The sequence below is a fragment of the Sphingobium cupriresistens genome (genome assembly GCF_004152865.1).
Classification (GTDB): Bacteria; Pseudomonadota; Alphaproteobacteria; order Sphingomonadales; family Sphingomonadaceae; genus Sphingobium; species Sphingobium cupriresistens.
In genome coordinates this window covers 24,123-47,609 of the sequence record NZ_SEOO01000021.1, presented here as the reverse complement: position 1 = coordinate 47,609, position 23,487 = coordinate 24,123, and the positions used below count along the sequence as shown (strand labels likewise).

The window sequence follows — 23,487 nt, the reverse complement described above, 5'->3', positions numbered from 1 at the left end:
GCAACCGCGATGCCCGAACTTAATCGGGCACCACTTCTTCCATGTCGGGCGTCGGATCGAGCGGGATTCCCGCCATGGCGGCGTTGAACCGTTCGCGATCCAGCCCCTTTTCCCAGACCGACACCACCACCGTCGCCACCGCGTTGCCGATGAAGTTGGTGAGCGCCCGCACTTCGCTCATGAAGCGGTCGACGCCCAGGATCAGCGTCATCCCCGCCACCGGCACGGACGGCACGATGGATAGCGTCGCAGCCAGCGTGATGAAGCCCGCGCCGGTTACGCCGGCCGCGCCCTTGGACGAGATCATCGCGACCAGCAGCAGCAATATCTGTTGCTCCAGGCTGATATCGACGTTGCAGGCCTGCGCAATGAACAAGGCCGCCAGCGTCATGTAGATATTGGTGCCGTCCAGATTGAAGCTGTAACCGGTCGGCACGACCAGCCCCACGACCGACTTGCGGCACCCGGCACGCTCCATCTTCTCGATCAGGCTGGGCAGCGCGGCTTCGGACGAGGAAGTGCCCAGCACCAGCAGCAGTTCGGCCTTCAGATAGCGGATGAGGTGCAGGATGTTGAAGCCGGCGAACCATGCCACCGTCCCCAGCACCAGCAGCACAAACAGCAGCGCGGTGAGATAGAAGGTCGCCACCAGCCCGGCGAGATTGGCGAGCGTGCCGACGCCATATTCGCCGATGGTGAAGGCCATCGCCCCGAAAGCGCCGATCGGCGCCGCCTTCATGAGGAAGGACACGAGCTTGAACACCGCATGGCTGGCCGATTCGAGCACCGTCATCAGCGGCTGCGCCTTGTCGCCGATCATGGTCAGCGCGATGCCGAACAGGATCGCCACGAACAATACCTGAAGGATATTGCCGTCCGCCACCGCCGACACCATGGTCGACGGAATGATGTTCATCAGAAAGCCGGTCAGGCTGCTTTCATGCGCCTTGTGCGCATAATCCGCGACCTTGCCCGCATCCAGCGTGGCCGGATCGATATTGAGCCCCGCGCCGGGCTGCACCACATTGGCGACAATCAGGCCGACGATCAGCGCCAGCGTCGAAAAGGTCAGGAAATAGGCGAAGGCCTTCGCCGCCACCCGGCCGATCGCGCCCAGTTCCTTCATGCCCGCAATGCCGGTGACGATGGTCAGGAAGATGACCGGCGCGATGATCATCTTCACCAGCTTGATGAAGGCCTCGCCCAGCGGTTTGAGCTGCTTGCCCGCATCGGGCCAGAAATGCCCGATCAGGACGCCCAGCGCGATCGCGACCAGCACCTGAACATAGAGCTGACGATACAAGGGCAGCCGGGGCGCCGTTTGAATCGGCGAGGATGGCGATGGCAGCATATGTCTTGGCGTCCCCTGTTTGGCTCGCAGCATATGGGCCGCCCTTGCCCTGTCCAGAAGAATATCGGCGCGTTTCAATTTCCTGCTTGCGCCCTAGCCCCGCCCCCGTTATTGGCCCCCTCCACGGCGGGCGTGTAGCTCAGTGGTAGAGCACTGTGTTGACATCGCAGGGGTCGCAAGTTCAATCCTTGCCACGCCCACCATGACAAAGCCCGTCGCTTCTGATGAAGCGGCGGGCTTTCTCTTTTCCAGTTTTTGGTTGATCCGGTTCAGCGCGCCGCGGCATGTCCCTGGCGCAGCTTGTGACAAGCATCGCGCTTGCCCGCCAGAGCGCGTTCGACCTTCGCCCAGGCCTCTATGTCGGCAGCGGTGATCGTTTCCGCATCGGAAAATCGGACGGGGAAGGGAATGGGAACGGGCATATCGATGGTCAACTCATGAGGAAACATGATCTCGACTATAGTCTGTGCGGCTGTCAGGGGGATGTCCCGAACATTACAGACAGGCAATGAGGGCAGGACCGGCCATGACGATCGGATGCGAAACCATAAGTGCGCGGCGCGTGCTGTTCGTGATGGCGGTCGATGCGGAATATGGGCCGCATCTGCGCGCGCGCTTCACCCCGCTGCTGACCGGCGTCGGGCCGGTCGAAGCGGCGCTGGCCACCGGCATGGCGCTACAGGAACTGGCGCGGCAAGGGGCCTTGCCCGACCTTGTGGTCTGTCTGGGGTCGGCGGGATCGCGCCTGTGCCCGCTGGGCGACATATTTCAGGTGGCGAGCGTGTCCTGGCGCGACATGGATGCGTCGCGGCTGGGCTTCACAAAGGGGGTGACGCCGTTCATCGATCATCCCGTCGACCTGCCGCTGGCGACGCCGCTGGCCCTGCCCCTGGCCCGCCTATCGACCGGCGCGAATATCGTGGGCGGCGAGGATTATGCCGCGATCAACGCCGATATGGTCGATATGGAGACATTTGCGGTGGCGCGGGCCTGCGCACGCTTCAACGTGCCGCTGATGGGCCTGCGCGGCATATCGGATGGGCCGGGCGAACTGGACCATATCAACAGCTGGACGGCATTGCTGGGCCTGCTCGACGAGCGACTGGCGGCGGCGGTGGACCTGCTGCCCGACGCGCTGGCGCGCGCCGCCTGAAGCCCGCTAGTCGCCGTCGAAGGCGATAATCGCCTGCGCCGCGACGCCGTCCGCCGCCAGCGCGGCCATGCCGCCCAGATCGGGCAGGTCGATGGCGAACAGGGCCATCAGCACGATCGCGCCCTGCTCGCGCAGCAGTTGCGCCGCGGCCAGCGCCGTGCCGCCGGTGGCGATCAGGTCGTCGACCAGCAGCACGCGCGCGCCGGGCGGCACCTGCCCTTCATGCATTTCCAGCCGATCGGCGCCATATTCCAGGCAATAGTCGATGCCCACGGTCTTGCCGGGCAGTTTGCCCTTTTTTCGCACGGGCACAAACCCCTTGCCCAGCGCCAGCGCGAGGGCCGCCCCCAGGATGAAGCCGCGCGCTTCTATCCCAACGATCAGGTCCGGGTCGAGCGGCTGGGCGACAGCGGCCATGCGATTCATCAGGTCACGCAGGCCGTCCCCATCGGCCAGCAATGTGGTGACGTCGCGGAACAATATGCCCGGCTTGGGAAAATCGGGGATCGTGCGGACCAGCGCGGTCAGGCTGTCGGTGCTCATGGCCGTTCCCATAAAGAAAGGGCGCGGTTCCCACAAGGAACCGCGCCCCAATCTCTACCACCGTCCGTGACGGACTGGGGTCAGGCCGTCTTCTTCTTGTCCGCCCAGATATTCTGGTAGGACATATAGGCTAGGCCCGTGGCGATCAGCAGGAAGAAGATGGTCGCAAGCCCCGCACGGCGACGATTTTCCAGCTTCGGTTCGGCGGTCCAGGTCAGGAACGCGGCGACGTCCTGCGCCATCTGGTCCACCGTCGGCTTGGTACCGTCGCCATAGGTCACCTGGCCTTCGGCGGTCAGCGGCGGCGCCATGGCGAGGTTCAGGTTGGCGAAATAGGGGTTGTAGTGCAGCCCCTCAGGCGTCTTGGAGTCCGGGAACGCCTTGAGCAATTCGGCCGGTTGCGCCTGATAGCCGGTGATCAGCGAATAGACATAGGCGCTGCCATGATGGCGGGCCTTGGTCATCAGCGACAGGTCTGGCGGGATGGCATTATTGTTCGCCGCGGCCGCCGCGACATTGTTCGCGAAGGGCTTGGGGAAATAATCCGACGGCACCGGCTCGCGGGTGGAGGCTTCGCCCGTGGCCGGATCGACCGACGGGGTCTTGATCGCCCATTGCTTGGCGATCGCCTTCACTTCGGCTTCGTTATAGCCGAGCGCCGCGAGGTCGCGGAACGCCACGAACTTGAGGCTGTGGCAGGCCGAGCAGACTTCCTTGAACACCTGGAAGCCGCGCTGGAGCTGCGCCCGGTCATAATGGCCGAGCGGTCCGTCGAACGAAAAGGACACATGCTTGGGCGCCTTGTGGAACTCATGCTCCACGGTGGGCACCGGCGGCTCGGAGACATAAGCCACCGCGCCGATCAGGAAGGAAATGAACAGCCAGCCTGCAAAGAAGAGGCCGACGAGGAATGCGCCAATGCGAACCATGGTCTTATCTACCCCTTATTCGGCCGGGACCGCGACGGTTGCGCCGTCGGTCTTGCCATATTTCGCGAGCACGGCCTCGGTGATCGAGCCGGGCAGCGGCAGCGGCTTTTCAAAGCGCGAGATCAGCGGAAGGATGATCAGGAAGTGGGCGAAATAATAGGCCGCCGCGACCTGGCTCATCATCACATAGGGTTCTTCCGCCGGCGCGCCGCCCAACCAGCCCAGGATCAGCACGTCGATGACGAGAATCCAGAAGAACTTGTTGAAGGTCGGCCGATATTTGCCCGACCGCACCGGCGAGGTGTCGAGCCAGGGCAGGAAGAACAGCAGCAGGATCGACGCGAACATCGCCAGCACGCCCAGCAGCTTGGCGGGGACGAAGAAGAAGTCCACCGTGAAGGCGCGCAGGATCGCGTAGAAGGGCCAGAAATACCATTCCGGCACGATGTGCGCGGGGGTCGAGAGCGGGTTCGCCTCGATATAGTTATCCGGATGGCCCAGGAAGTTGGGGGCGAAGAACAGCAGGATGGAGAAGGCGATCAGGAAGATGCCCGCGCCGAAGCCATCCTTGGCGGTATAATAGGGGTGGAAGGGCACAGTGTCCTGCGGCCCTTTCACCTCCACGCCAGTCGGGTTCGATGAACCCGGAATATGCAGCGCCCAGATGTGCAGGATGATGACGCCTGCAATCACGAACGGCAGCAGGAAGTGCAGCGAGAAGAAGCGGTTGAGCGAAGCGTTGCCGGGGGCAAAGCCGCCCAGCAGCCAGGTCTGGATCGGCTCGCCCACGACCGGGATCGCGCCGAACAGGCCGGTGATGACCTTCGCGCCCCAATAGGACATCTGCCCCCAGGGCAGCACATAGCCCATGAAGGCGGTCGCCATCATCAGCAGGAAGATGACGAGGCCGAGCAGCCACACCATTTCGCGGGGCGCCTTGTAGGAGCCGAAATAGAGGCCGCGGAAGATGTGGAGATAAACCACGATGAAGAAGAAGCTGGCGCCGTTCGCATGGGCATAGCGCATCAGCCAGCCCGCATTGACGTCGCGCATCGTCTGTTCGACGGTGCTGAACGCAACCAGATCGTTCGCGCCATAGTGCATCGCCATGATGACGCCAGTGACGATCTGGATCACCAGCGCCAGACCGGCCAGCACGCCGAAGTTCCAGAAATAGTTGAGGTTGCGCGGCACGGGATAGCCCGCGCCCACGGCGTTATAGGCGAGACGCGGAAGCGGCAGCTTCTCGTCGATCCACACCATCACCGGATTTTTCGGCGTATATTGCTCAGCCCAGGGAAAGCTCATGGTTTCTTACCTCAGCCTACGAGAATGGCGGTGTCGGAAGTGAAGCTGAACTTCGGCACTTCCAGGTTCTTGGGCGCGGGGCCTTTGCGGATGCGCGCGGCGGTGTCGTAGGACGAGCCATGGCATGGGCAAAAATAGCCGCCATATTCGCCGCGATTTTCGCCCTCGCCCGCGCCCAGCGGCACGCAGCCCAGATGGGTGCAGACACCCATCGTCACCAGCCACTGCTTCTTGCCATCGACGGTGCGCTCTTCCAGCGTCTGCGGATCGCGCAGCGTGGAGGCGTCCACCTTGTCGGCCTCGGCGATTTCCTTTTCCGTCAACTGGCGCACGAAGAGCGGCTGGCTGCGGAAGGTGGTCTTGATCGCCTGTCCTGGCTGGATCGCGGAAAGATCGACTTCCGTCGATGCAAGCGCCAGCACGTCGGCGCTGGGGTTCATCTGGTCGATGAGCGGCAGCACGACGGCGACAGCCCCGACCCCCGCAAAGCTGACCGCGGCGATGTTGATGAAATCGCGGCGGCGCACGCCATCTTCGCCGGATGGACCCGTGCCGTCTATATGTTCAACGCTCGCCATGCACCTCTACCCTTGCAATAACGTCCCTGACCCCGCCGCAATGCCGTGACCGACTCTGTTTATCAAGGGATTTAGGGCGCCGTGCACATACGGTCCCCGCCTACCCCCCGGCGTGGTTTGCGCGCCTGATAACCGGACTGCGCGCTCTTTGCCAACAGCAAAGTCGCCCCCCTATGACAATTTGCCGCAGTGCATTATGGCGCGGGCCATGCGTATCGCCCTTTACCAACCAGAGATCGCCGGCAATGTCGGCGCGATCCTGCGCCTCGCCGCCTGTTTCGCCGTGCCCGTGGACATCATCATGCCGACCGGATTCGCCTTTTCCGACACCCGCCTGAAGCGCGCGGCGATGGATTATGGCGAGGCCGCGGACGTCACCCGCCACGCCAATTTCAGCGCCTTCGACGCGGTGCGTCGCGCGGAAGGCCGCCGCCTGCTGCTGATGAGCGCCCATGCGTCGCAGACATTGCCCGACGTGCAGTTCCACCCCGACGACGTGCTGATGATGGGATCGGAAAGCGCCGGCGTGCCGATCGAGGTGCGCGACCTGGCCGACATTCGTGTCCGCATCCCCATGGCGCCGGGCTTTCGATCCTTGAACATCGCCGTTTCCACGGGCATCGCCGTCGCCGAAGCCCTTCGCCAGACCGGAAAGTTTCCCCAATGACTGCCATCAACCCGATTCCCGCCGTGCCCTTCGCCCTCGATGCCCGGCAACAGGCGGCGCGCAGCTGGTTCGAATCGCTGCGCGACCGCATCTGCGCCGCGTTCGAGGCGATCGAGCGGGAGGCCGGCAGCGAAGCGCGCTTCGACTATGCCGCCTGGGACCGGGAGGCCGAGGGCCAGACGCCGGGCGAAGGTGGGGGCGGCGTGCGCGGCGTGATGAAGGGCAAGGTCTTCGAGAAGGTCGGCGTCAATGTCTCGACCGTCGGCGGCGAATTTGCCCCCGGTTTCGCCCAGACCATCCATGGCGCAGCCGAAAACCCCGCCTTCTTCGCCACCGGCATCAGCCTGGTCGCGCATATGGCCAACCCGCATGTGCCCGCCGTGCATATGAATACGCGCTATCTGGTCACGACCAAAAGCTGGTTCGGCGGCGGTGCGGACCTCAATCCGCCGCTGCCCCGCGACGAGGATACGGACGATTTTCATGGCGTGTTCCGGGCCGCCTGCGAGGCGCATGACCCGGACCATTATCCGCGCTTCAAGGCGTGGGCCGACGAATATTTCTTCATCCCGCATCGCGGCGTGCATCGCGGCGTGGGCGGCATCTTCTACGATCATCTGGAATGTGTGGACGACGCCGCGTTCGACGCCCATTTCGCCTTCACCCGCGCCGTGGGCGACGCCTTCCTGAACGCCTTCCCGCCGATCGTGCGGCGGCGCATGAATGATGCCTGGAGCGAGGCGGATTATCGCACCATGCTGGAATGGCGCGGGCGCTATGCGGAGTTCAATCTGGTGCATGATCGCGGCACTCTGTTCGGGCTCAAGACCGGCGGCAATATCGACGCGATCCTGATGAGCCTGCCGCCGATGGCAAGCTGGAGCTGACCCCATGGCGCTGACGCCGGTCGAACCGGGCATGGTGGCGACGATCGTCACCCATCTGGAGATGCGGGACCGGCCACGGCCCGCGCCGGTCCCGGTGGCCCCGCTGCGGCTGACGCCGTGGCAGACGCCCGATCTGGATGCCTACCGCACGCTGTTTCGCCGCGTCGGAACGCCATGGCTGTGGTTTTCGCGACTGGTGATGGCCGATTCGGCGTTGGCGGCGATTCTCCAGGATCCGGCCGTGGAGGTCTATGCCGTCACCGATCCGCGCGGCGCCGCGATCGGCCTGCTGGAACTGGATTTCCGATCCCTGCCCGATTGCGAACTGAGCTTTTTCGGGCTGGTGCCGGAACTGGGTGGCCAGGGGATGGGCCGCTGGCTGATGGCGCAGGCCAAATCGCTGGCCTGGCGCAAGGGGGTGACGCGATTCTGGGTCCACACCTGCACGCTCGACAGTCCGGCGGCGCTGCCCTTCTACATCCGGTCGGGCTTTGCGCCCTATCGGCGGGAGGTCGAGACGTTCGCCGATCCGCGACTGGCCGGCGTGCTGCCGCGCGACGCCGCACCGCATATGCCGCTGCTGGACACGCCATAGGCGGCGATCAGCGAAACACGTCCGCAATATCCTGCGGCTCCGCCTGACGGTACAGCCGCGCCAGCATCACCAGCATATAGACCTGCACGATGCTCGACACCGCCGCCCCGGCCAGGCCACCGGCCAGTCGTGCGCCTTCCGCCCCGGCGACCAGCCCGCCGAGCAGGCCGATAATGACCTGCGCCGCCGATCCGGCGATGGTGGACAGCAGCATCACGATGATGAGAAAGCCAAACAGCCGCCAGAAATAGCCGCGCGTCAGCGCCCAGGCCCGCCGCAGCGAGTCCATCACCCCCGCCTTGCTGTCGATCACCACAGGATTGAGCAGCGCCAGCCGGATGCTGGCGAAGAAGATGAGAGCGACGGCGCCAAAGCCCAGCAGCAGCCCGATCGTCGCCGCCAGTTGCTTTGACGCGAGCGATAGGACGACGCCAACCAACGCAGCGCCGACAACGACCGCCGCCACCGCGCCGACCACCACCAGCGCCGTGCCGATCAGCACCGGCAGGCGTGCGAAGCTGAGGCGCAACGCCTCCCCCACGCTGATGCCGGGGCGCAGCGCCAGCGCGAACAGCGCCAGCGACCCGAACCAGATCAGGATGATGGTCAGCAACATGGCGAGGCCGAAGCCGGGCGGCATGGCGGGAATCGTGTCCGCCTTGGGCGCGGCGAACCAGGCCTGCAATTGCGGCGGCGTCATTTCCTGCAGGATGAGTCCGGGCAGCGCCACGAACAACAGCGCCACCGGGAACAGCAGGGTCGCTTCGCGCGCGACGAAAGCCACCGCTTCCTCCCACGCCTTGCCGATCGACATCGTCGCCATATCTATGCTGCCTACCCTGCCATGATGAAATGCGTCATGCTGAAAATCCGGCGCGAGACTTGATCGCTCGGCCCCGCCAAGTCAAGGAAGCGCCCCATGTCTGACCTTCCGCCCGATCATCCTGCGCCCCTCCCCTTTCCCGACCATGTCGAATGGCGAATCGCCGCCGCGCCGGTCGATTATCCTACAGCGCTGGCCGATATGGAGGCGCGCGCCGCCGCCATCCATGAGGGGCAGGCGCAGGAGCGCGTCTGGCTGCTGGAGCATCCGCCGCTCTATACCGCCGGGACCAGCGCCGATCCGGCCGAACTCCTGTCCCCGCGCTTTCCGGTCTATGACGCCGGGCGCGGCGGACGCTATACCTATCATGGGCCGGGTCAGCGGATCGGTTATCTCAACATCGACTTGCGGGAACGCGGCAAGGATGTCCGCAATTTCGTCCATCATCTCGAAGGCTGGATGATCGCGGCGCTGAGCGACCTGGGCATCGCCGCGCGCCGGGCGGAAGGGCGGATCGGCATCTGGACCGACGATCCCGATGGCCGGGAGGCGAAGATCGGGGCGCTCGGCATCCGCGTGCGACGCTGGGTCACGCTGCATGGCTTTTCGATCAACGTCGATCCCGACCTGTCCCATTTCGGGGGCATCATACCCTGCGGCATCAGCGAATTTCCGGTGACCAGCGTCGCCGCCCTGGGCGGCAATGCGTCCATGGCGGCGCTCGACAGCGCGCTTCGCGATCATTTCCCGCTTTTTCTCAGTTGCTTGGCCCGTTGCGGCACAGGGGTTGAGCAATGCGAAGCGGGCGGCTAGGTTCGCGCCTTATTTCGCCGGGCGGGGACCGGGCCTGAACCCTCTATCAAGGAGACCCGGATGCGCCGGACGACCAAGACTGGATTTACCGCCGCGTTGTTGGCCGGTTGCATCGCGCTCGCGGCGTGTGGCGACAAGGAGCAGGGCGGGAACAAGGTGCAGATGAAGGATATGGAAGTGGTGGACGGCACCGCGACCGACGCCATGACCGACCTGGACGGCGTGCAGAGCGAAGGCACCGCCATCGCCCTGCCCAGCGGCAACACCGCCGACAACAGCAGCGCGCCGGCCAAGCCTGCGACGGACAAAGCGCCCGCCGAGGAGGCGAAAGTGCTTTCCGACCAGTAAGCTGGCGCAATCGTTCAGGACTGATATGATAAGCGCATAATATCAAGGCGCTGGTCCCCACGCGCTTCCCAAGAGGCAGATTCGAATGACATTGCGTTCCCCGTTGAGCCGCGTGCTGGCCGGTTTTACCCTAGCGATCGCGCCCATGATCGCGCAGCCAGCATCGGCCCAGTTCTTCTGGTCGCCCCCCGACATGAGCGCACCGCCGTTGACCGACGACGCCGCCGCGGCCGCGATGGGCCTGCCGGGCGCCACGGCGGCGGAGGTCAAGGCCGGGCTGGCGTGGAATCTGCGAGCCGCGCTCAATGTCGCGGCGCTGCAATGCCAATTCGAACCGACCCTGCTGGCGATCAGCAATTATAATGCGATGATCGCCCATCATGATGCGGAACTGGACACGGCGCAGACCGTGCTGCTCGGTTATTTCCAGCGCACCGTGGGCAGGGGCAAGCCGGGACAGTCGGCGTCGGACATGTATAATACCCGCATCTATTCGGGCTATTCGACGGTACAGGCGCAAAAGGGCTTCTGCCAGGCCACGGCGGAAGTCGGACGGCAGGCGATCTTCGCCGAACGTGGCACGCTTAACGAAGTGGGGCGCGTCGGCCTTGGCTCGATCAAGAAGTCGCTGGTCGCGGCGGGCGAGCAATTTTACGGCACGCCGGGCTATGATTATGTCGTCGCCCTGCCCTCCTTCGCTCCCAAATGCTGGAAGAAGGGCGTTTTGCGGCCGGTCTGTCATCAGGCGTGGAACGACCGGACCGGCGTGCAGCCCTGATCGACTGACGTTTAACGCAGGCCCAGATATTTATGGGCCTGCACGGTCAGCCGCCATTGCGGCCGGTCCATCACCAGGGCGATCGCGGCGCGGGCATTGTCGGTCGCATGGGGATCGTCCAGCGGTTGCAGCAGATAGTGGTCGAACGCCCATCCCTCCATCGCGGCCACATCGGCCAGGCTATGTCCGCCACCGGGCTGCGGCCAGACCAGCTTCAGTTCATGGCCGGACCGCTGCACGACGTCGCTGCCCGCCTTGGGGCTGATGCAGATCCAGTCGATGCCGGCATGGGCGGCGATGGTGCCGTTGCTTTCGATCGCGATGATGAAGCTGCGCGCATGGAGCGCATCGACCAGCGCATCATCGACCTGCAACATCGGTTCGCCGCCGGTCAGGACGATATAACGGCCCTCGCCGCCCGTGCCCCAGAAAGCCAGCGCGGCATCGGCCAATGCATCGGCGTCGGCGAATTTGCCGCCGCCCAGCCCATCGGTGCCGACGAAATCGGTGTCGCAGAAGCGGCAGACGGCATCGCGCCTGTCCTGCTCGCGCCCGCTCCAGAGATTGCAGCCGGCAAAGCGCAGGAACACCGCGCGCCGCCCGGCCTGAACCCCTTCACCCTGGAGGGTCAGGAACATTTCCTTGACCGCATAACTCATCGTTCAGGGCTGCACGGCATAGATGGTGGGATCGGGCAGGCCCGCTTCCTGATAACCCTTCGACCGCAGGCGGCAGCTGTCGCACAGGCCGCAATGCTTGCCGTCGGGCGTGGGATCATAGCAGGACCAACTGATGCCCGCATCCAGCCCCAGACGGTCGGCTTCGCGGGCGATGTCGGCCTTGCTCATATATTGCAGCGGCGTCTGGATGCGGATCGGATGGCCTTCCACCCCCGCCTTGGTCGCCAGCGTCGCCATCTTCTGGAAGGCGTCGATAAATTCCGGCCGGCAATCGGGATAGCCCGAATAGTCGAGCGCGTTGACGCCGATGAAGATGTCGCTCGCTCCAGCGACTTCGGCCAGGCCCAGCGTCAGCGACAGGAAGATGGCGTTGCGCGCGGGGACATAGGTGACGGGAATCTGGTCGCCCACCCCGCTCTTGGGCACGGCGATGTCGGCGGTCAGCGCCGATCCGCCGAACGCGGTCAGGTCCAGCGGCAGGACGATATGCCGGATCGCGTTGAGCGCTTCGGCCACGCGGGACGCGGCGCGCAGTTCGACCCGGTGCCGCTGATTATAGTCGATCGACAAAGCCAGGATACGATAGCCCTGCTCGCGCGCCAGCCCGCCGGCGACCATCGAATCGAGACCGCCCGACAGCAGCACGACGGCGAATTTTCCATTATTGGCAACCATGATTCCGCGCTACCGCCCGAAACGTCGCAGCGCAAGCGCAGCACGATCAGGCGTCACGATCAGGAACAGGCGCCGATGCGCCGCGCTTCCGCAGCGAAGGCGAAGGGCGCGCCCTGCGCCACCCCCTGCGACCGGATCTGGACCAATTTATTGGTTTCCACGCGCAGGTCGGTGCGGCCATTGCCCGCCGCCGCGCAATCATAGGTGATCGTGATCGCATGCGCTTCGTCGCTGATGATGAAGCTGCGGCAGAGCGCCTTGCCATGCTGAACTTGCAGTAACTGGCGCAGGTCGCTGACGCACAGCTTGCGCGTCTCCGCGCCTTCGCCACGGCCGCGCAATTCCCATTCGCCGGTTTCCAGCGTGCGCAAAGCCTGATGCGCGATCGGCGGCGTCGGGACGTTCGCCGCAGCCGCCATGGGGCCGATCCACGCTGCGGTCATCGCCGCCATCATCACCGCAACCGCGCCGAGCGCGTGCCGTTCCGCCCTCTTCATGATTCCGCTCTATCCTGTAGCCGGCCCTAAAGCCTCTTGCGGCCCATGGCCGCACACGCTGTCCATGCCGTCCAATTGCGGCATTTTCATAGCGCAAGCGGCCATGCCTGCCCCAATTACAAATAGCGTTAGCGAAACGATTGCCGGATCAATGGGCGACGAAACTGTCGAGCGCGAGCGGAAACAGGCGCGAGCAGAAAGCGCAATCCACGCCGATGATGCCCTGTTCGTCGGCCATGTCGATCCGTTCGCTGGCGGGAAATCGGCCGATCACGTCGCGAATATGATCAATGTCGCAGCGGCACCCCTTGGCGAGCGACGTGGGATCGGTCGCCCGCACCTCATCCTCCTCATGGAACAGTCGCCACACGATATCGCTCAGCGGAAGAGCCTCGTCGGTCAACTCGTCCGGCTTCAGCGTCTGGGCCAGCGCCTGCACATGCTCCCATTCCGGGTGATCGTGGCGCACATGCAGCCGCTCGCGCCCTACTTCGCCCTCCGGCAGATGCTGGAGCAGCATACCGGCCGCGACGCAGCCCGCGCCCTTGTCATGCCGGGTCGCGATCTGGATCACGCTGGGGATCTGTTCGGACTGGAAGAAATAATGTTCGGCGGCCTGCGCCAGCGACTGGCCCTCCAGCGGGACGATGCCCTGATAGCGCTCGCCGCTCACCGCCTGGTCGAAGGTGATCGCCAGATAGCCCTTGCCGAACAAGCCGAACAGAGTCGGATCGGCGCCCTGCTCGGCGAGGCGATCGGCATCGAATTTGGCGTAGCCGCGCAGGTCGCCATCCTTGTAATCGGCGACCAGCAGGCTGACGACGCCATTTTCGGTCTGCGCCTGCAAGGTCAGTTGGCCGTTCGCCTGTTTGAGCGTGCTGCCCAGCAGCGCCGCCAGCACCAGCGCGGAGGCGAGCAGCCGCTCGATCGCGGGCGGATAGGCATGGGCGGCCAGCACCTGGTCCAGCACCGGCCCCAGCCGTACAAGGCGACCACGCGCATGACGCGAGGGGATGGTGAAGCCAAGGGCCTGGTCGAGATGGGAACTGGTCACGCTATTTCCTTCCGATCCCTCCGTCCCCCGAAAGCCGCGAAAGCCCGCCCTTCGCTCTTCAGCGCAGGACAGGCCCCGACGACTTCGAGGGATAACGGAAATTTAGCCCGAATATAAGGTCCGCCTACAGCTTTCCAAGCGCCCAGAGCAGCACCGATTTCTGAGCATGGATGCGATTTTCCGCTTCGTCCCAGATCAGCGACTGCGCACCATCGATCACCGCGCCAACCACTTCCTCGCCGCGATGGGCCGGCAGGCAATGGAGGAATTTGGCCTGCGGCTTGGCGCTGGCCATCAGTGCGGGCGTCACCTGATAGGGCATCATCGCCGCCAGCTTTTCTTCGGCGTGGGACTGGCCCATGGAGATCCAGGTGTCGGTGACGACGACGTCCGCGCCCGCCACCGCCGCTGCCGCATCGCGGGTCAGGCTGATGGTCGATCCTGCCGCGCGCGCCGCTTCGGCAAAGTCCGGATCGGGATCATAGCCTTCGGGAATGCCCATGCGCACATCGAATTTGAGCAGGCCCGCCGCCTCCACGATCGAATGGAGGACGTTGTTGCCATCGCCCAGCCAGGCCCATTGGCTGCCGGGCAGCGCCAGCCCATGTTCGACCACGGTCAACAGGTCCGCGACGATCTGGCAGGGATGCGACAGGTCAGTGAGGCCGTTGATGACCGGGACGGTAGCGTAATGGGCCATCTCCTCGATCTTGGCATGTTCGTCGGTGCGGATCATGATCGCGTCGGCCATGCGCGACAGGACGCGCGCGGTGTCGGCGATCGTCTCGCCCCGGCCGATCTGGCTGGTCGCGCCCTCCAGGATGAGGGACGAGCCGCCCAATTGGCGGATCGCCATGTCGAAGCTGACGCGGGTACGGGTGCTGTTTTTTTCAAAGATCATCGCCAGCGTGTGGCCGGCGAGCGGCGCGTCGGCATCGGCCGCGCCCTTGGGCTTGCCCGCCCGCGCGGCCTTCCGGTCGATGGCGTCGGCGATCATCGCGGCGATGGCGTCGCCACCCGCATCGGAGAGATTCAGGAAATGCTTGGTCATTGGAAGTTTTCTCCGCTTCCAACCACCGTTCGTCCTGAGTAGCCCCTTCGACTGCCTGCAAAGGCAGTCGCTCAGGACAGGCATTGAGCGAAGTCGAAATGGCGTATCGAAGGATCAATGCTTCGATACGGGTCTTCGACTTCGCTCAGCCCCTACTCAGCACGAACGGGGCAGTATCAATCAGGCCGCCTGCGCCTCGGCGAAGGTCCGCGCGCCGGCGGAGATCTTCTCGATGCATTCGGCGATATGGCTTTCCTCGATGACGAGGGGTGGCAGGATGCGCAGCACGTTCTGGCCGGCCGATACCGCCAGCAGGCCGTGATGGTCGCGCAGATGACCGACGAAGGCGCGCGCGTCATGCGCGTCCTTCAGCTTGACCCCCAGCATCAGGCCCATGCCGCGCACATCCTCGAACATGCCGTCATGATTGGGGATGAGCTGTTCCAGCGCGGACCGCAGGCGCGCGCCCATGGCGGTGACACGATCCAGGAAGCCATCGGCCAGCACTTCTTCCAGCACGGCGATGCCCACCGCCATGGCGAGGGGGTTGCCACCATAGGTTGAGCCATGGGTGCCGAAGACCATGCCCTTGGCCGCTTCCTCGGTTGCGAGGCAGGCGCCGAGCGGGAAGCCCGCGCCGATCCCCTTGGCCACCGCCATGATGTCCGGCGTGACGCCATATTGTTCGTGCGCGAAGAAAGTGCCGGTACGGGCATAGCCGCACTGAACCTCATCCAGGATCAGCAGCAGGCCATGCGCGTCGCACGCCTCGCGCAGGCCTTTGAGAAATGCCTGCGTCGCGGGGGTCACGCCGCCTTCGCCCTGAACCGGTTCCAGCAGGAAGCCTGCCGTATTGTCGTCGATCTGCGCCAGCGCGGCGTCGAGATCGTTGAACGGCACGACGGTAAAGCCGGGCAACAGCGGTTCGAAGCCGTCACGCATCTTGGGCTGGCTGGTCGCCGAAATGGTCCCCAGCGTCCGGCCGTGAAAGGCGTTGTCGAAGCTGATGATCTTGTGCCGGTGCGCTTGCCCGTTCGCATAATGATAGCGACGGGCGGTCTTGATCGCGCACTCGACCGCTTCGGCGCCCGAATTGGTGAAGAAGACGGTGTCGGCGAAACTGTTGTCCACCAGCTTCTGCGCGAACGCCTCCCCCAGCGGCGAGCCGTAGAGGTTCGATATGTGCATCAGCGTCGCAGCCTGATCCGCGATCGCCTTGACCAGCCTGGGATGGCCATGGCCCAGCAGATTGACCGCGATGCCGCTGGCGAAGTCGAGATAACGCTCGCCGCGCTCGCCGATCAGATAGCAGCCCTCGCCTCGCACCGGACGGACATCGCACCGGGGGTAAACGGGCATGAGCGGCGTAATCGACATGAGCCTTCCCTTTCTGGGTTGATGCTGCGCGTCCTGCGCGCGTTGAATATAACGCAAAAAGGCGGCCCCCGCCGGGCCGCCCTTGTGCGAGTGCCGCCTATACAGGGGGCATGTTTGGGGCGCAACCCCGCCCGGACGGGCGGCGTCGCACGACGATCAACGGCCGATCTGGTTCCAGGCGTCGGCGATTTCCGCAACGATGGCGTAGGCCTGATCGACCGGCTCGGCCGACCGTTCCTTGGCGCCGACCAGCAGCAACCGGCGCGCTTCGCGATAGATTTGCGCCAGACCGACCGAAATGTCGCCGCCCTTGTCGAAGTCCAGGCTCGATTCGAGCGCGAAGAGGATCGACATCGCCCGCGCCTGCTTGTCCGACACCTTTACCCGGTCGCCATTGCGTTCGGCCAGCGCCGCCGCTTCGAGCGCCTGGAGCAGTTCGTCGAACAGGATTTTCACCAATGCGTGCGGCGTCGCGCCTTCGGTGCGGCTGCCCGAATGGATGGCGGCATAACGGCGCGCCGCGCTGGCGCCTGCATAACCCTGATTATAGAACATCGTCTGCGTCCCCGATTAACTATCGCTGTTGTTCCAGACCTCGATCTGCTGTTCGAGGTAGCTTTGTGTCGCCTTGAGCGCGCTGAGGCGCGTTTCCATCGCCGCGTAGATCTTGGTCAGATGCTCCTCATAATTGGTCATCTTCTCATCCAGATCTTCAAGCTGCTTGGTGAATTCCTCGGCCTGCGCGTCGTAGCGCGCCTGCGCCGTCTTGAGCGGACCATCCTCCTGCTCGATATTGTCGCGCACCGTGTCCATCAGGGCGGACAGGCCAGGGCTGGCCGTAGTCGACACCTTGGGGTTCACCATGTTGGTGACGCCTTCCGGGTCCGCCTCCATCGCCGATGCCAGCCGGGCCGTGTCGAGCGTCAACGTCCCGTCGCGATTGGTCGACACGCCAATGTCGGCCAGCGTTTTGTAGGTGCCGGTCGCCGCCAGCTGGGTCGATGTGATCGCCGCCAGCTGGCGCTTCATGTCGCGCACGCCGGCCACGCCGTTCAACACACCCGCGCTGGACGAATCCGCGCCGGTCGCCGTTGCGGTGTTCAGTGCCTTCATCAACGTATTGTAGGCGTCGACAAATTCCTTGAGCAGATCGGACAGGCCGGCCGTGGGCTGGCTCATCGACAGGGTCACGGTGGTGCCGGGCGACGCCTTGTTCAGGTCGATCCGCAGATAGGGGATCGCATCGTCGATCGTGTTGCTGGCATATTCATAGGCGACGCCATCCAGCGTCACCTTGGCATTCAAGGGAGCGGACGAGCTGGTGAAGCTCATGCCGCCCAGGATGCTGCCGCTGTCGTCGGCGCTGGCGCTGATCGTGAAATCATTGTCGGCGCCGGTTTCGCCCTTGAAGACCAGGCGGGCGCCCTGCGTGTCGATGACGACGCGCGCGGTGACGCCGGTATTGGCGGCATTGATGGCGGCGGCCAGGCCGGCGAAACTATTGTTGCTCGAATCGAGCGTGATGACGGTGTCTTCGCCCGCCGCATTGGTGAGGGTGAAGCTGCCCGTGCCAATCACGGTGCTGCCGGTCGCGCCGCTGGTCGCGCCGGTCGAATAGACACGGGCGGACGCCAGTTGATCGACGGTCAGTTGGGCGGGCAGGCCGGCGGGGCTGCCGCCGCTCAGCAAGCTGACCGATGCGATGCTGGCGTCATTGGAGGCGACGGCGCCGGTATAATCGGCGCCGGACAAGACTTCGGTCAGCGCGTCGGCAAAGGTATCGAGCGAACTGATGGCGGAGGCCAGCGCGGAAATGCGCGAACTGTTGAGCGACTGCTGACTCGTGATCGCGGTCTGCTTGGGCTCGCGGGTCGCGCTCACCAGACTGGTCACCAACGCGGAGGTGTCGATCCCCGACCCTGCGTTGAGCGCCGTCAAAATGCTGCTGCCTACCGAAGTCATGCGCCGTCCTTTCAAGGGGATAGAACGGCGGTAGCGGCCAGACCTTTAGGAATGATTTGCGCTGCGCCGGAACGAGCGGAATCAGCCCGCGGACGTGGTGACCTGCTCGACCGTGGCGCGCGACACATGGGCGTGCGCCCCGTGGGCATAGGAGGCCCGCTCGACGATGCGCTTGGCCAGGACGGCGGCATGTTCCACCGCTTCCTTGCTGGCGGGCGGCAGCGGCACCAGCACCATGGGGCGCGGGATCATCGACTGGATCGCATCGACCGCATCATCGACGCCGCCGACGCCCGACTGAAGGTCCGCCAATATGTCGGCGATCCTGGCGTGCACCTCTACATATTCGGCGATGCTGGCGAGGTCATCGTCCACGACGACGCCGTCGCCCTGCGGGGACGCCTTTGTTGCCTGATTTGCGGGGATCTGGGTCGAACGACCGGGCGCCACAGGCTGAACAGCCTGGACGGGTATGGGCGGACGCGAAACGGCCCTGTCGACGGGCGTCAGTTCGCTTCTGGAAACATAATCGTTCATGACGCACCATCCTAATGCGTCCCCAATGAAGAGAATACGGACGAGCGCGGTTAAACTTTAATGCATCATGCGGATTTTTTTCCGCAGCAGATAAAGGGCGACCGCAATGGAGATAAGGCCGGGTTTGGGCCGGTCCGCCATGCCGCCTATTGCTTCTGTCCATCCGCGTTGAACCGCAGATCTTCGGGCACGGTGATGAACGGCCGGTCCATCTCGGTCGCCATCTTGTTTTCCACGCGGAAGACGAAGGCGAGGACGGTCGCGACCGCCATATACAAACCTTCGTTGACGATCTGTCCCGCGCGCGACGTGAAATAGACGGCGCGCGCCAGTTCGGGATATTGCAGGACGGTCACGCCATTCTGGTCCGCCAGTTCGCGGATCGCCGCGGCGATCGCATCGCAGCCGCGCGCGACCACGACCGGGGCGGCATCGACGCCCGGCTTGTAGCGCAGGGCGACTGCGAAATGGGTCGGGTTGGTGATGATGACGCTGGCCTCCGCCACGGCCTGGCGCGTGGAGCCGTTCAGCACCTCGAACTGGCGGCGGCGCAATTGCCCTTTCATTTCGGGCGAGCCTTCGCTTTCCTTATGCTCGTCCTTGATCTCCTGCTTGCTCATGCCCAGCCGCTTGGCGCGCTGCATGATCTGGGCGGGGACGTCGATGCCCGCGATCAGGAACAGCCCGCCCGCCATCACCAGACAGGTCAGAATGAAGAGGTTACCCAGGTCCGCCATGGCGGGCGCGACGCCCATCTTGCCCAGCGCGGTGATCTGCGTCAGCCGATCCCATATGAACCAGATGCCGATGCTGCCGAGCAGGCCGATCTTGGCGATGGATTTCACCAATTCGATCAGGCCCTGCGTCCCGAAAATCTTCTTGAGGCCTGCACCGGGATTCATCTTCGACGCCTTGGGCGCGAAGGCGCCGGGGCGGAAGCCGAGTGAGCCGAGCAAGGCGGGCGCGGCGATCGCGGCGATGAAGGTCGCGAGCATCACACCGGCGGCCGGCAGGGCGATGGTGCCGAGCAGTTCGGCCCCGCGCGCGGCCGGCGAAAAATCGACGATATCCTCGCGGCGGAAGCGCAGCGCGTCGGTGAGCATGTCCGACAGGGCATCGATCAGCGACGGACCAGTGATCGCCAGCCACGCGATGCCCGCCATCACCACCAGCGCCGTGCCCAACTCGCGCGACTGGAGGATGTCGCCCTTCTTGGCGGCATCGTCCAGTTTCTTCTGGGTTGGTTTCTCGGTCTTTTCGCCGCCGCCGGGACTGTCCGCCATGGCTTAGCGTCCTTCCGCGATCGACTGGGCTTCTTCCAGCCCCGCCTTGAGCGAGGCGGTCATGCCTTCGGCCATGATCGGCGTGGCGATGGCCAGCAGGATCAGGCCCGCCATCATCGCCACCGGCATCCCGACCGCGAACAGGTTGAGCGAAGGCGCGGCGCGGGCCAGCATCCCCATCACCACCTGCACCAGCACCAGCGCGAAGGCGACCGGCAGCGCGACGGTGACGCCCGCCCCCAGCAGCGCGCCGCCAAAGGAGATCAGGCGCCAGACCGTGTCGTTGGACAATATGCCCGCGCCCGGCGGGATCGCCTGATAGCTTTGGACGACGAAGCTGGCGAGCAGCAGATGGCCGTCCATGCCAAGCAGCAGGAAGGTGGCGAGGATCGAGAGGAAGGTGCCCAGCACCTGGGTCGACTGGCCCGACGAGGGATCGACCATCGCCGCGAAGTTCAGGCCCATGGCGTTGCCGATCGTCTCCCCCGCGACGAAGGCGGCGGCATAGCCGATCTGGACCGCGAACCCCAAGGCGAGGCCCGCCATGACTTCGCCCGCGACCATCATCACGCCTTCGAAGCTGGCGACGCCGTCCTGCGGCAGGGTGATGGTGACGCTGTTGAGCGCGGCGAGGCCCAGCGCCAGGCTGAGGATCAGGCGCAGTTGCAGCGGGACGGCGGGCGCGCCGAAGACCGGCGCAGCGATGAAGGCCGCGCCCGGCCGGATCATGGCGATCAGCCAGACCCAGAGCTGGTTTTCGACCCCGGCGAAGCCCGGCGCGATCATTGCCCGTTCCTCACTGGAGCAGGTCCGGGATGCGTTCGAAGATTTCGCGGGTGAAGTCGGCGATCAGCACCATGATCGACCCGCCGAACAGCGCCAGCATACCGCCGACGACGATGATCTTGGGAATGAAGCTCAACGTCTGTTCGTTGATCGAGGTCGCCGCCTGCACCATGCCGATGATGAGGCCCGCGATCAGCGCCGGAATCAGCACGGGCGCAGCCGCCAGCGCCGTGATCCACAGCGCCTGTTGGGCCAACCCCATGAAGAAATCGGCATTTTCCATGGCCTACCACACCAATGGATGGGGGAGAGGATGGCCGGTCATGTCGCGAAAGATCCCGCGAGCGACCCCATGGTCAGCGCCCAGCCATCGACCAGCACGAACAATAAGAGCTTGAACGGCATGGATATGATCGTGGGCGACAGCATCATCATGCCCAGCGCCATCAGCGTGGACGCGACCACCAGGTCGATGATGAGGAAGGGCAGGAAGATCATGAAGCCGATCTGGAACGCGGTCTTCAATTCGCTGGTGACGAAGGCGGGCAGCAGGATCGTGAAGGGGATGTCTTCGGGCGTGCGGAAGGCCGGCGCCTTGGCGAGATTCTGGAACAGCTTGAGGTCGCTCTCGCGGGTCTGCTTGGCCATGAAGCCGTGCAGCACCTTGCCTGAACGACCCACCGCTTCCTCGATGCTGATCTGACCCTTGCCATAGGGGTCGAAGGCCTGGGCGTTGATCGTGTCGATCGCGGGGCGCATCACGAACAGCGAGAGGAAGAGGGTGAGGCCCACCAGCACCTGGTTGGGCGGCGTCTGTTGCAGGCCGAGCGCCTGGCGCAGCAGCGACAGGACGATAATGATGCGGGTGAAGCTGGTCATCATGAGCACGAGCGACGGCAGCACCGTCAGCAGGCTCATCAGGACGAGGATTTGCAGGCTGAGCGAAAGCGAGCGGCCGTCGCCCGAAATCTGGCCCATGGCGCGGCTCAATGCGCCGCCATTGTCGACGGGCGGTGTGGCGGCGGGTGCGGCCTGGGCAAAGGCGGGGACGGTGAAAAGCAGGACCGCAACAAGGATCATGGCCGCAAGGGCGGGCAACCACCGCCTCCACGGTCCGGCCTCAGCGCAGGCGGACATGATCGCCTTCCGCGATCTTCTCGATCCGGCTGCGGGTGACGGACAGGAGTATCTTCTTGCCCTCGAACTCCACCACGGCGAGCTTGCCGAACGCGCCCATCGGCAGCGCTTCGAGCAGCTTCAAGGAACGGTCGCCCTGCCCCGCCATCATGCCGGGTTGATATTTGCGCCAGAGCCACAGCGCGCCAAAGGCCATGCCGCCCACCAGCGGCAGCAGGATCAGCAGTTTGACGAAATACCAGAACATGAAATGGCCTGCCTGCAGCTATGGTTAACAGCGCCTGCGATCCGCAGTTTCGCGACCGAAGGCAAGCGCAAAATCATGTAGTCGCGATCAGCCGCGCCGTTCGATGCCGGCGAGGCGATTTTCGGTCGCAGCAATGTCGACGATGCGGATGCCATAGCGGCCGTTGACCGTCACCACCTCGCCCTTGGCGATCAGCGCGCCGTTGACCATGATGTCGAGCAGGTCGTCGGCCTGGCGATCCAGTTCGACAATGCTGCCTTCTGCCAGGTCCATGACTTCGGCCAGGCGCAGCGAGGTGGAGCCGACCTCCACCGACATGCGGACCGGGATATCGGCCAGCAGCTTGAACTGGCGATTATTGGTCATTTTGCTCAGCGGATCTTCGCCCCGGTCCATGCGGGGGGCTTCGCTCATGTCGCTCATTGATCGGGTTCCTGTGCAAGCTTTTCAATCTGGAAGGCGGCGCGGCCGTCCTGTTCGCCGATCGTGCCATGGGCGACGATCCGGTTGCCGACGATCAACGGCAGCGATCGGCCGATGGTGACGGGAATGACGTCGCCGACCTTGAGCTGCATCAGTTCGGCCAGCGAGAGATTGGGACGCGCCAATACGGTGCGCGCGGGCATACGGATGTCGCGCATCCGCCGGGCGATGCGCGTCTGCCAGACGGGGTCGCGCTGTTCCTCGTCAGCGGGCAGGTTGCTGCCCATCAGCGCCTCTACCCCGCGCAGCGCGGACAGCGGAAAGACGATGTCGATCGGCCATTCCTGTTCGCGGGTGATGGAGATGACGAAGCGTTGCAGCACCATCTGGTCGCCGGGCTGCGCCGACGCGGCATAGCCGACCGCGCTTTCGCGCAGGATCAGCCCCTGTTCCAGTGGCAGGATGTCGGCCCAGGTTTCGACCAGGCGGGTGACGATGCTGTCGGAAAGCCGGGCGATCAGCCGGTCTTCGGTCGGCGTGAATTCGCCGCGCGCGGGCAAGGCCCGGTTGCCGATGCCGCCGTAGAAACAATCGACCATGGTGGAGATCATCGCCGCGTCCATCCGCAGCAGCATCTGCCCCTTCAGCGGCAGCAGGCGATAGATGGACAGGCTGCAAAAGGCGGGCACATCGACCGTCCAGGCAGCGAAATCGAGCACGCGGGTATCCTGCGCCACGATGTGCGGGCGCACGCCCGCGATCGGCTCGATCAGGGCGCGCATCCGCCGGCCGAGCTTTTCGCCCAGCCGGTCCAGCCCCGACAGCATGATAGGCGCCTGCGAATCCCCGCGCCCGAAGGCGTAGGTCTGTACGTCGTCCATCTTGGTCCCCTGCCCCATGGCGGATCAGGGCACGTCCCCGATCCTTTGGCGCAGCGCCATTAATAACGAAAATGGTAAAATTGGAGTTAACAGGGCGACGAGCGGCGCCGGCAGCAGGGCGCCA

Annotated in this window: 30 protein-coding genes and 1 tRNA gene; 8 read left to right on the top strand and 23 right to left on the bottom strand. The window is 64.6% G+C overall.

Going from position 1 to position 23,487, the window contains the following annotated elements:
* Positions 1-19: 19 nt before the first annotated feature.
* Positions 20-1,351: a dicarboxylate/amino acid:cation symporter gene (locus tag EWH12_RS13475; protein WP_129926930.1), complete on the bottom strand. Its 1,332-nt coding sequence runs from the start codon at positions 1,349-1,351 to the stop codon at positions 20-22.
* Between the two features lie 128 nt (positions 1,352-1,479).
* Between EWH12_RS13475 and EWH12_RS13470 the strand changes: the two genes are divergently transcribed.
* Positions 1,480-1,554, top strand: a tRNA-Val gene (locus tag EWH12_RS13470).
* Between the two features lie 66 nt (positions 1,555-1,620).
* Here EWH12_RS13470 and EWH12_RS22240 read toward each other — a convergent pair.
* Entirely contained in the window at positions 1,621-1,773 is a 153-nt protein-coding gene (locus EWH12_RS22240; RefSeq protein WP_165363627.1) for a hypothetical protein, read from the bottom strand.
* A gap of 104 nt (positions 1,774-1,877) precedes the next feature.
* Here EWH12_RS22240 and EWH12_RS13465 point away from each other — a divergent pair, with 104 nt between their 5' ends.
* The gene (locus EWH12_RS13465) at positions 1,878-2,504 is read left to right on the top strand and encodes a 5'-methylthioadenosine/S-adenosylhomocysteine nucleosidase (RefSeq protein ID WP_066600106.1); all 627 of its coding nucleotides are present in this window, start codon (positions 1,878-1,880) and stop codon (positions 2,502-2,504) included.
* 6 nt (positions 2,505-2,510) lie between these two features.
* Here EWH12_RS13465 and EWH12_RS13460 read toward each other — a convergent pair whose 3' ends face one another.
* The 4 genes from EWH12_RS13460 to petA all read right to left on the bottom strand — a co-directional run bounded on the left by EWH12_RS13460 (position 2,511) and on the right by petA (position 5,862).
* Positions 2,511-3,047, bottom strand: a complete 537-nt coding sequence (locus EWH12_RS13460; RefSeq protein ID WP_129926909.1) for an adenine phosphoribosyltransferase — start codon at positions 3,045-3,047, stop codon at positions 2,511-2,513.
* Positions 3,048-3,127: 80 nt separating this feature from the next.
* Complete coding sequence (locus EWH12_RS13455) at positions 3,128-3,976, bottom strand: cytochrome c1 (RefSeq protein ID WP_129926908.1); 849 nt, start codon at positions 3,974-3,976, stop codon at positions 3,128-3,130.
* Positions 3,977-3,991: 15 nt separating this feature from the next.
* On the bottom strand, positions 3,992-5,284 hold the full coding sequence (locus EWH12_RS13450) for a cytochrome b (RefSeq protein WP_129926907.1): 1,293 nt from the start codon (positions 5,282-5,284) through the stop codon (positions 3,992-3,994).
* Positions 5,285-5,295: 11 nt separating this feature from the next.
* Positions 5,296-5,862: a ubiquinol-cytochrome c reductase iron-sulfur subunit gene (gene petA, locus EWH12_RS13445; RefSeq protein ID WP_066600092.1), complete on the bottom strand. Its 567-nt coding sequence runs from the start codon at positions 5,860-5,862 to the stop codon at positions 5,296-5,298.
* Between the two features lie 196 nt (positions 5,863-6,058).
* Here petA and EWH12_RS13440 point away from each other — a divergent pair, with 196 nt between their 5' ends.
* Genes EWH12_RS13440 through EWH12_RS13430 form a run of 3 tightly spaced genes read left to right on the top strand, consistent with a single transcriptional unit; the run spans position 6,059 to position 8,011 of the window.
* Positions 6,059-6,529, top strand: coding sequence for a tRNA (cytidine(34)-2'-O)-methyltransferase (locus tag EWH12_RS13440; protein ID WP_082678953.1), 471 nt, complete (start codon positions 6,059-6,061; stop codon positions 6,527-6,529).
* A complete protein-coding gene (gene hemF / locus EWH12_RS13435) occupies positions 6,526-7,416 on the top strand; it encodes an oxygen-dependent coproporphyrinogen oxidase (RefSeq protein ID WP_129926906.1) in 891 nt (296 codons plus the stop codon). The genes EWH12_RS13440 and hemF overlap by 4 nt, the downstream gene beginning before the upstream one ends.
* A 4-nt stretch (positions 7,417-7,420) precedes the next feature.
* Positions 7,421-8,011, top strand: coding sequence for a GNAT family N-acetyltransferase (locus EWH12_RS13430; protein WP_129926905.1), 591 nt, complete (start codon positions 7,421-7,423; stop codon positions 8,009-8,011).
* Between the two features lie 7 nt (positions 8,012-8,018).
* Here the strand turns inward: EWH12_RS13430 and EWH12_RS13425 are convergent, their stop codons facing one another.
* Positions 8,019-8,834, bottom strand: a complete 816-nt coding sequence (locus EWH12_RS13425) for a DUF7847 domain-containing protein (RefSeq protein WP_129926904.1) — start codon at positions 8,832-8,834, stop codon at positions 8,019-8,021.
* 96 nt (positions 8,835-8,930) lie between these two features.
* Here EWH12_RS13425 and lipB point away from each other — a divergent pair, with 96 nt between their 5' ends.
* The 3 genes from lipB to EWH12_RS13410 all read left to right on the top strand — a co-directional run bounded on the left by lipB (position 8,931) and on the right by EWH12_RS13410 (position 10,773).
* The gene (gene lipB / locus EWH12_RS13420; protein ID WP_129926903.1) at positions 8,931-9,647 is read left to right on the top strand and encodes a lipoyl(octanoyl) transferase LipB; all 717 of its coding nucleotides are present in this window, start codon (positions 8,931-8,933) and stop codon (positions 9,645-9,647) included.
* Between the two features lie 60 nt (positions 9,648-9,707).
* Positions 9,708-9,995 (top strand): hypothetical protein, encoded by a 288-nt coding sequence (locus EWH12_RS13415; protein ID WP_129926902.1) that lies wholly within the window; start codon positions 9,708-9,710, stop codon positions 9,993-9,995.
* Positions 9,996-10,080: 85 nt separating this feature from the next.
* Positions 10,081-10,773 (top strand): hypothetical protein, encoded by a 693-nt coding sequence (locus EWH12_RS13410; protein WP_129926901.1) that lies wholly within the window; start codon positions 10,081-10,083, stop codon positions 10,771-10,773.
* An 11-nt stretch (positions 10,774-10,784) separates the two neighbouring features.
* Here the strand turns inward: EWH12_RS13410 and queE are convergent, their stop codons facing one another.
* The 16 genes from queE to EWH12_RS13330 form a co-directional block, all read right to left on the bottom strand.
* Entirely contained in the window at positions 10,785-11,432 is a 648-nt protein-coding gene (gene queE / locus EWH12_RS13405; protein WP_129926900.1) for a 7-carboxy-7-deazaguanine synthase, read from the bottom strand.
* Positions 11,433-11,435: 3 nt separating this feature from the next.
* Positions 11,436-12,128, bottom strand: a complete 693-nt coding sequence (gene queC, locus EWH12_RS13400) for a 7-cyano-7-deazaguanine synthase QueC (protein ID WP_066600067.1) — start codon at positions 12,126-12,128, stop codon at positions 11,436-11,438.
* A gap of 59 nt (positions 12,129-12,187) precedes the next feature.
* Positions 12,188-12,625 carry a DUF3617 domain-containing protein gene (locus tag EWH12_RS13395; protein ID WP_066600065.1) on the bottom strand — a complete coding sequence of 146 codons (438 nt, stop codon included), beginning with the start codon at positions 12,623-12,625 and terminating at the stop codon, positions 12,188-12,190.
* A 148-nt stretch (positions 12,626-12,773) separates the two neighbouring features.
* Positions 12,774-13,679, bottom strand: a complete 906-nt coding sequence (gene hslO, locus EWH12_RS13390) for an Hsp33 family molecular chaperone HslO (protein WP_066600063.1) — start codon at positions 13,677-13,679, stop codon at positions 12,774-12,776.
* 124 nt (positions 13,680-13,803) lie between these two features.
* The gene (argF, locus tag EWH12_RS13385) at positions 13,804-14,730 is read right to left on the bottom strand and encodes an ornithine carbamoyltransferase (RefSeq protein ID WP_129926899.1); all 927 of its coding nucleotides are present in this window, start codon (positions 14,728-14,730) and stop codon (positions 13,804-13,806) included.
* A 180-nt stretch (positions 14,731-14,910) separates the two neighbouring features.
* Positions 14,911-16,107 carry an aspartate aminotransferase family protein gene (locus EWH12_RS13380; RefSeq protein ID WP_129926898.1) on the bottom strand — a complete coding sequence of 399 codons (1,197 nt, stop codon included), beginning with the start codon at positions 16,105-16,107 and terminating at the stop codon, positions 14,911-14,913.
* 156 nt (positions 16,108-16,263) lie between these two features.
* Positions 16,264-16,662 carry a flagellar export chaperone FliS gene (locus EWH12_RS13375; protein ID WP_066600056.1) on the bottom strand — a complete coding sequence of 133 codons (399 nt, stop codon included), beginning with the start codon at positions 16,660-16,662 and terminating at the stop codon, positions 16,264-16,266.
* 15 nt (positions 16,663-16,677) lie between these two features.
* Positions 16,678-18,069 carry a flagellar filament capping protein FliD gene (gene fliD / locus EWH12_RS13370; protein ID WP_066600055.1) on the bottom strand — a complete coding sequence of 464 codons (1,392 nt, stop codon included), beginning with the start codon at positions 18,067-18,069 and terminating at the stop codon, positions 16,678-16,680.
* Between the two features lie 81 nt (positions 18,070-18,150).
* Positions 18,151-18,606, bottom strand: a complete 456-nt coding sequence (locus EWH12_RS13365) for a hypothetical protein (protein WP_129926897.1) — start codon at positions 18,604-18,606, stop codon at positions 18,151-18,153.
* 146 nt (positions 18,607-18,752) lie between these two features.
* On the bottom strand, positions 18,753-19,889 hold the full coding sequence (gene flhB / locus EWH12_RS13360; protein WP_066600052.1) for a flagellar type III secretion system protein FlhB: 1,137 nt from the start codon (positions 19,887-19,889) through the stop codon (positions 18,753-18,755).
* 3 nt (positions 19,890-19,892) lie between these two features.
* Positions 19,893-20,675, bottom strand: coding sequence for a flagellar biosynthetic protein FliR (fliR, locus tag EWH12_RS13355; RefSeq protein WP_066600050.1), 783 nt, complete (start codon positions 20,673-20,675; stop codon positions 19,893-19,895).
* A gap of 10 nt (positions 20,676-20,685) precedes the next feature.
* Positions 20,686-20,958: a flagellar biosynthesis protein FliQ gene (fliQ, locus tag EWH12_RS13350; RefSeq protein WP_066600048.1), complete on the bottom strand. Its 273-nt coding sequence runs from the start codon at positions 20,956-20,958 to the stop codon at positions 20,686-20,688.
* A 38-nt stretch (positions 20,959-20,996) separates the two neighbouring features.
* The gene (gene fliP / locus EWH12_RS13345) at positions 20,997-21,755 is read right to left on the bottom strand and encodes a flagellar type III secretion system pore protein FliP (protein WP_066600045.1); all 759 of its coding nucleotides are present in this window, start codon (positions 21,753-21,755) and stop codon (positions 20,997-20,999) included.
* 40 nt (positions 21,756-21,795) lie between these two features.
* Positions 21,796-22,059: a FliO/MopB family protein gene (locus tag EWH12_RS13340; RefSeq protein WP_066600044.1), complete on the bottom strand. Its 264-nt coding sequence runs from the start codon at positions 22,057-22,059 to the stop codon at positions 21,796-21,798.
* Between the two features lie 87 nt (positions 22,060-22,146).
* Positions 22,147-22,482: a flagellar motor switch protein FliN gene (gene fliN, locus EWH12_RS13335; protein WP_066600042.1), complete on the bottom strand. Its 336-nt coding sequence runs from the start codon at positions 22,480-22,482 to the stop codon at positions 22,147-22,149.
* Positions 22,479-23,363, bottom strand: a complete 885-nt coding sequence (locus tag EWH12_RS13330) for a flagellar motor switch protein FliM (protein WP_129926896.1) — start codon at positions 23,361-23,363, stop codon at positions 22,479-22,481. The genes fliN and EWH12_RS13330 overlap by 4 nt, the downstream gene beginning before the upstream one ends.
* Positions 23,364-23,487: the final 124 nt, after the last annotated feature.

What these genes read in the sequence shown, in the direction of transcription:
- EWH12_RS13460 (WP_129926909.1), bottom strand. Translation starts at nt 3,047, where the DNA reads ATGAGCACCGACAGCCTGACCGCGCTGGTCCGCACGATCCCCGATTTT.
- EWH12_RS13455 (WP_129926908.1), bottom strand. Translation starts at nt 3,976, where the DNA reads ATGGTTCGCATTGGCGCATTCCTCGTCGGCCTCTTCTTTGCAGGCTGG.
- EWH12_RS13395 (WP_066600065.1), bottom strand. Translation starts at nt 12,625, where the DNA reads ATGAAGAGGGCGGAACGGCACGCGCTCGGCGCGGTTGCGGTGATGATG.
- EWH12_RS13330 (WP_129926896.1), bottom strand. Translation starts at nt 23,363, where the DNA reads ATGGACGACGTACAGACCTACGCCTTCGGGCGCGGGGATTCGCAGGCG.
- EWH12_RS13380 (WP_129926898.1), bottom strand. Translation starts at nt 16,107, where the DNA reads ATGTCGATTACGCCGCTCATGCCCGTTTACCCCCGGTGCGATGTCCGT.
- queC (WP_066600067.1), bottom strand. Translation starts at nt 12,128, where the DNA reads ATGGTTGCCAATAATGGAAAATTCGCCGTCGTGCTGCTGTCGGGCGGT.
- EWH12_RS13415 (WP_129926902.1), top strand. Translation starts at nt 9,708, where the DNA reads ATGCGCCGGACGACCAAGACTGGATTTACCGCCGCGTTGTTGGCCGGT.
- EWH12_RS22240 (WP_165363627.1), bottom strand. Translation starts at nt 1,773, where the DNA reads ATGCCCGTTCCCATTCCCTTCCCCGTCCGATTTTCCGATGCGGAAACG.
- EWH12_RS13365 (WP_129926897.1), bottom strand. Translation starts at nt 18,606, where the DNA reads ATGAACGATTATGTTTCCAGAAGCGAACTGACGCCCGTCGACAGGGCC.
- EWH12_RS13340 (WP_066600044.1), bottom strand. Translation starts at nt 22,059, where the DNA reads ATGTTCTGGTATTTCGTCAAACTGCTGATCCTGCTGCCGCTGGTGGGC.
- fliN (WP_066600042.1), bottom strand. Translation starts at nt 22,482, where the DNA reads ATGAGCGACATGAGCGAAGCCCCCCGCATGGACCGGGGCGAAGATCCG.
- lipB (WP_129926903.1), top strand. Translation starts at nt 8,931, where the DNA reads ATGTCTGACCTTCCGCCCGATCATCCTGCGCCCCTCCCCTTTCCCGAC.
- EWH12_RS13410 (WP_129926901.1), top strand. Translation starts at nt 10,081, where the DNA reads ATGACATTGCGTTCCCCGTTGAGCCGCGTGCTGGCCGGTTTTACCCTA.
- fliQ (WP_066600048.1), bottom strand. Translation starts at nt 20,958, where the DNA reads ATGGAAAATGCCGATTTCTTCATGGGGTTGGCCCAACAGGCGCTGTGG.
- queE (WP_129926900.1), bottom strand. Translation starts at nt 11,432, where the DNA reads ATGAGTTATGCGGTCAAGGAAATGTTCCTGACCCTCCAGGGTGAAGGG.
- EWH12_RS13440 (WP_082678953.1), top strand. Translation starts at nt 6,059, where the DNA reads ATGGCGCGGGCCATGCGTATCGCCCTTTACCAACCAGAGATCGCCGGC.
- flhB (WP_066600052.1), bottom strand. Translation starts at nt 19,889, where the DNA reads ATGGCGGACAGTCCCGGCGGCGGCGAAAAGACCGAGAAACCAACCCAG.
- fliD (WP_066600055.1), bottom strand. Translation starts at nt 18,069, where the DNA reads ATGACTTCGGTAGGCAGCAGCATTTTGACGGCGCTCAACGCAGGGTCG.
- EWH12_RS13450 (WP_129926907.1), bottom strand. Translation starts at nt 5,284, where the DNA reads ATGAGCTTTCCCTGGGCTGAGCAATATACGCCGAAAAATCCGGTGATG.
- petA (WP_066600092.1), bottom strand. Translation starts at nt 5,862, where the DNA reads ATGGCGAGCGTTGAACATATAGACGGCACGGGTCCATCCGGCGAAGAT.
- argF (WP_129926899.1), bottom strand. Translation starts at nt 14,730, where the DNA reads ATGACCAAGCATTTCCTGAATCTCTCCGATGCGGGTGGCGACGCCATC.
- fliP (WP_066600045.1), bottom strand. Translation starts at nt 21,755, where the DNA reads ATGATCCTTGTTGCGGTCCTGCTTTTCACCGTCCCCGCCTTTGCCCAG.
- fliR (WP_066600050.1), bottom strand. Translation starts at nt 20,675, where the DNA reads ATGATCGCGCCGGGCTTCGCCGGGGTCGAAAACCAGCTCTGGGTCTGG.
- hemF (WP_129926906.1), top strand. Translation starts at nt 6,526, where the DNA reads ATGACTGCCATCAACCCGATTCCCGCCGTGCCCTTCGCCCTCGATGCC.
- EWH12_RS13475 (WP_129926930.1), bottom strand. Translation starts at nt 1,351, where the DNA reads ATGCTGCCATCGCCATCCTCGCCGATTCAAACGGCGCCCCGGCTGCCC.
- EWH12_RS13425 (WP_129926904.1), bottom strand. Translation starts at nt 8,834, where the DNA reads ATGGCGACGATGTCGATCGGCAAGGCGTGGGAGGAAGCGGTGGCTTTC.
- EWH12_RS13430 (WP_129926905.1), top strand. Translation starts at nt 7,421, where the DNA reads ATGGCGCTGACGCCGGTCGAACCGGGCATGGTGGCGACGATCGTCACC.
- EWH12_RS13375 (WP_066600056.1), bottom strand. Translation starts at nt 16,662, where the DNA reads ATGTTCTATAATCAGGGTTATGCAGGCGCCAGCGCGGCGCGCCGTTAT.
- EWH12_RS13465 (WP_066600106.1), top strand. Translation starts at nt 1,878, where the DNA reads ATGACGATCGGATGCGAAACCATAAGTGCGCGGCGCGTGCTGTTCGTG.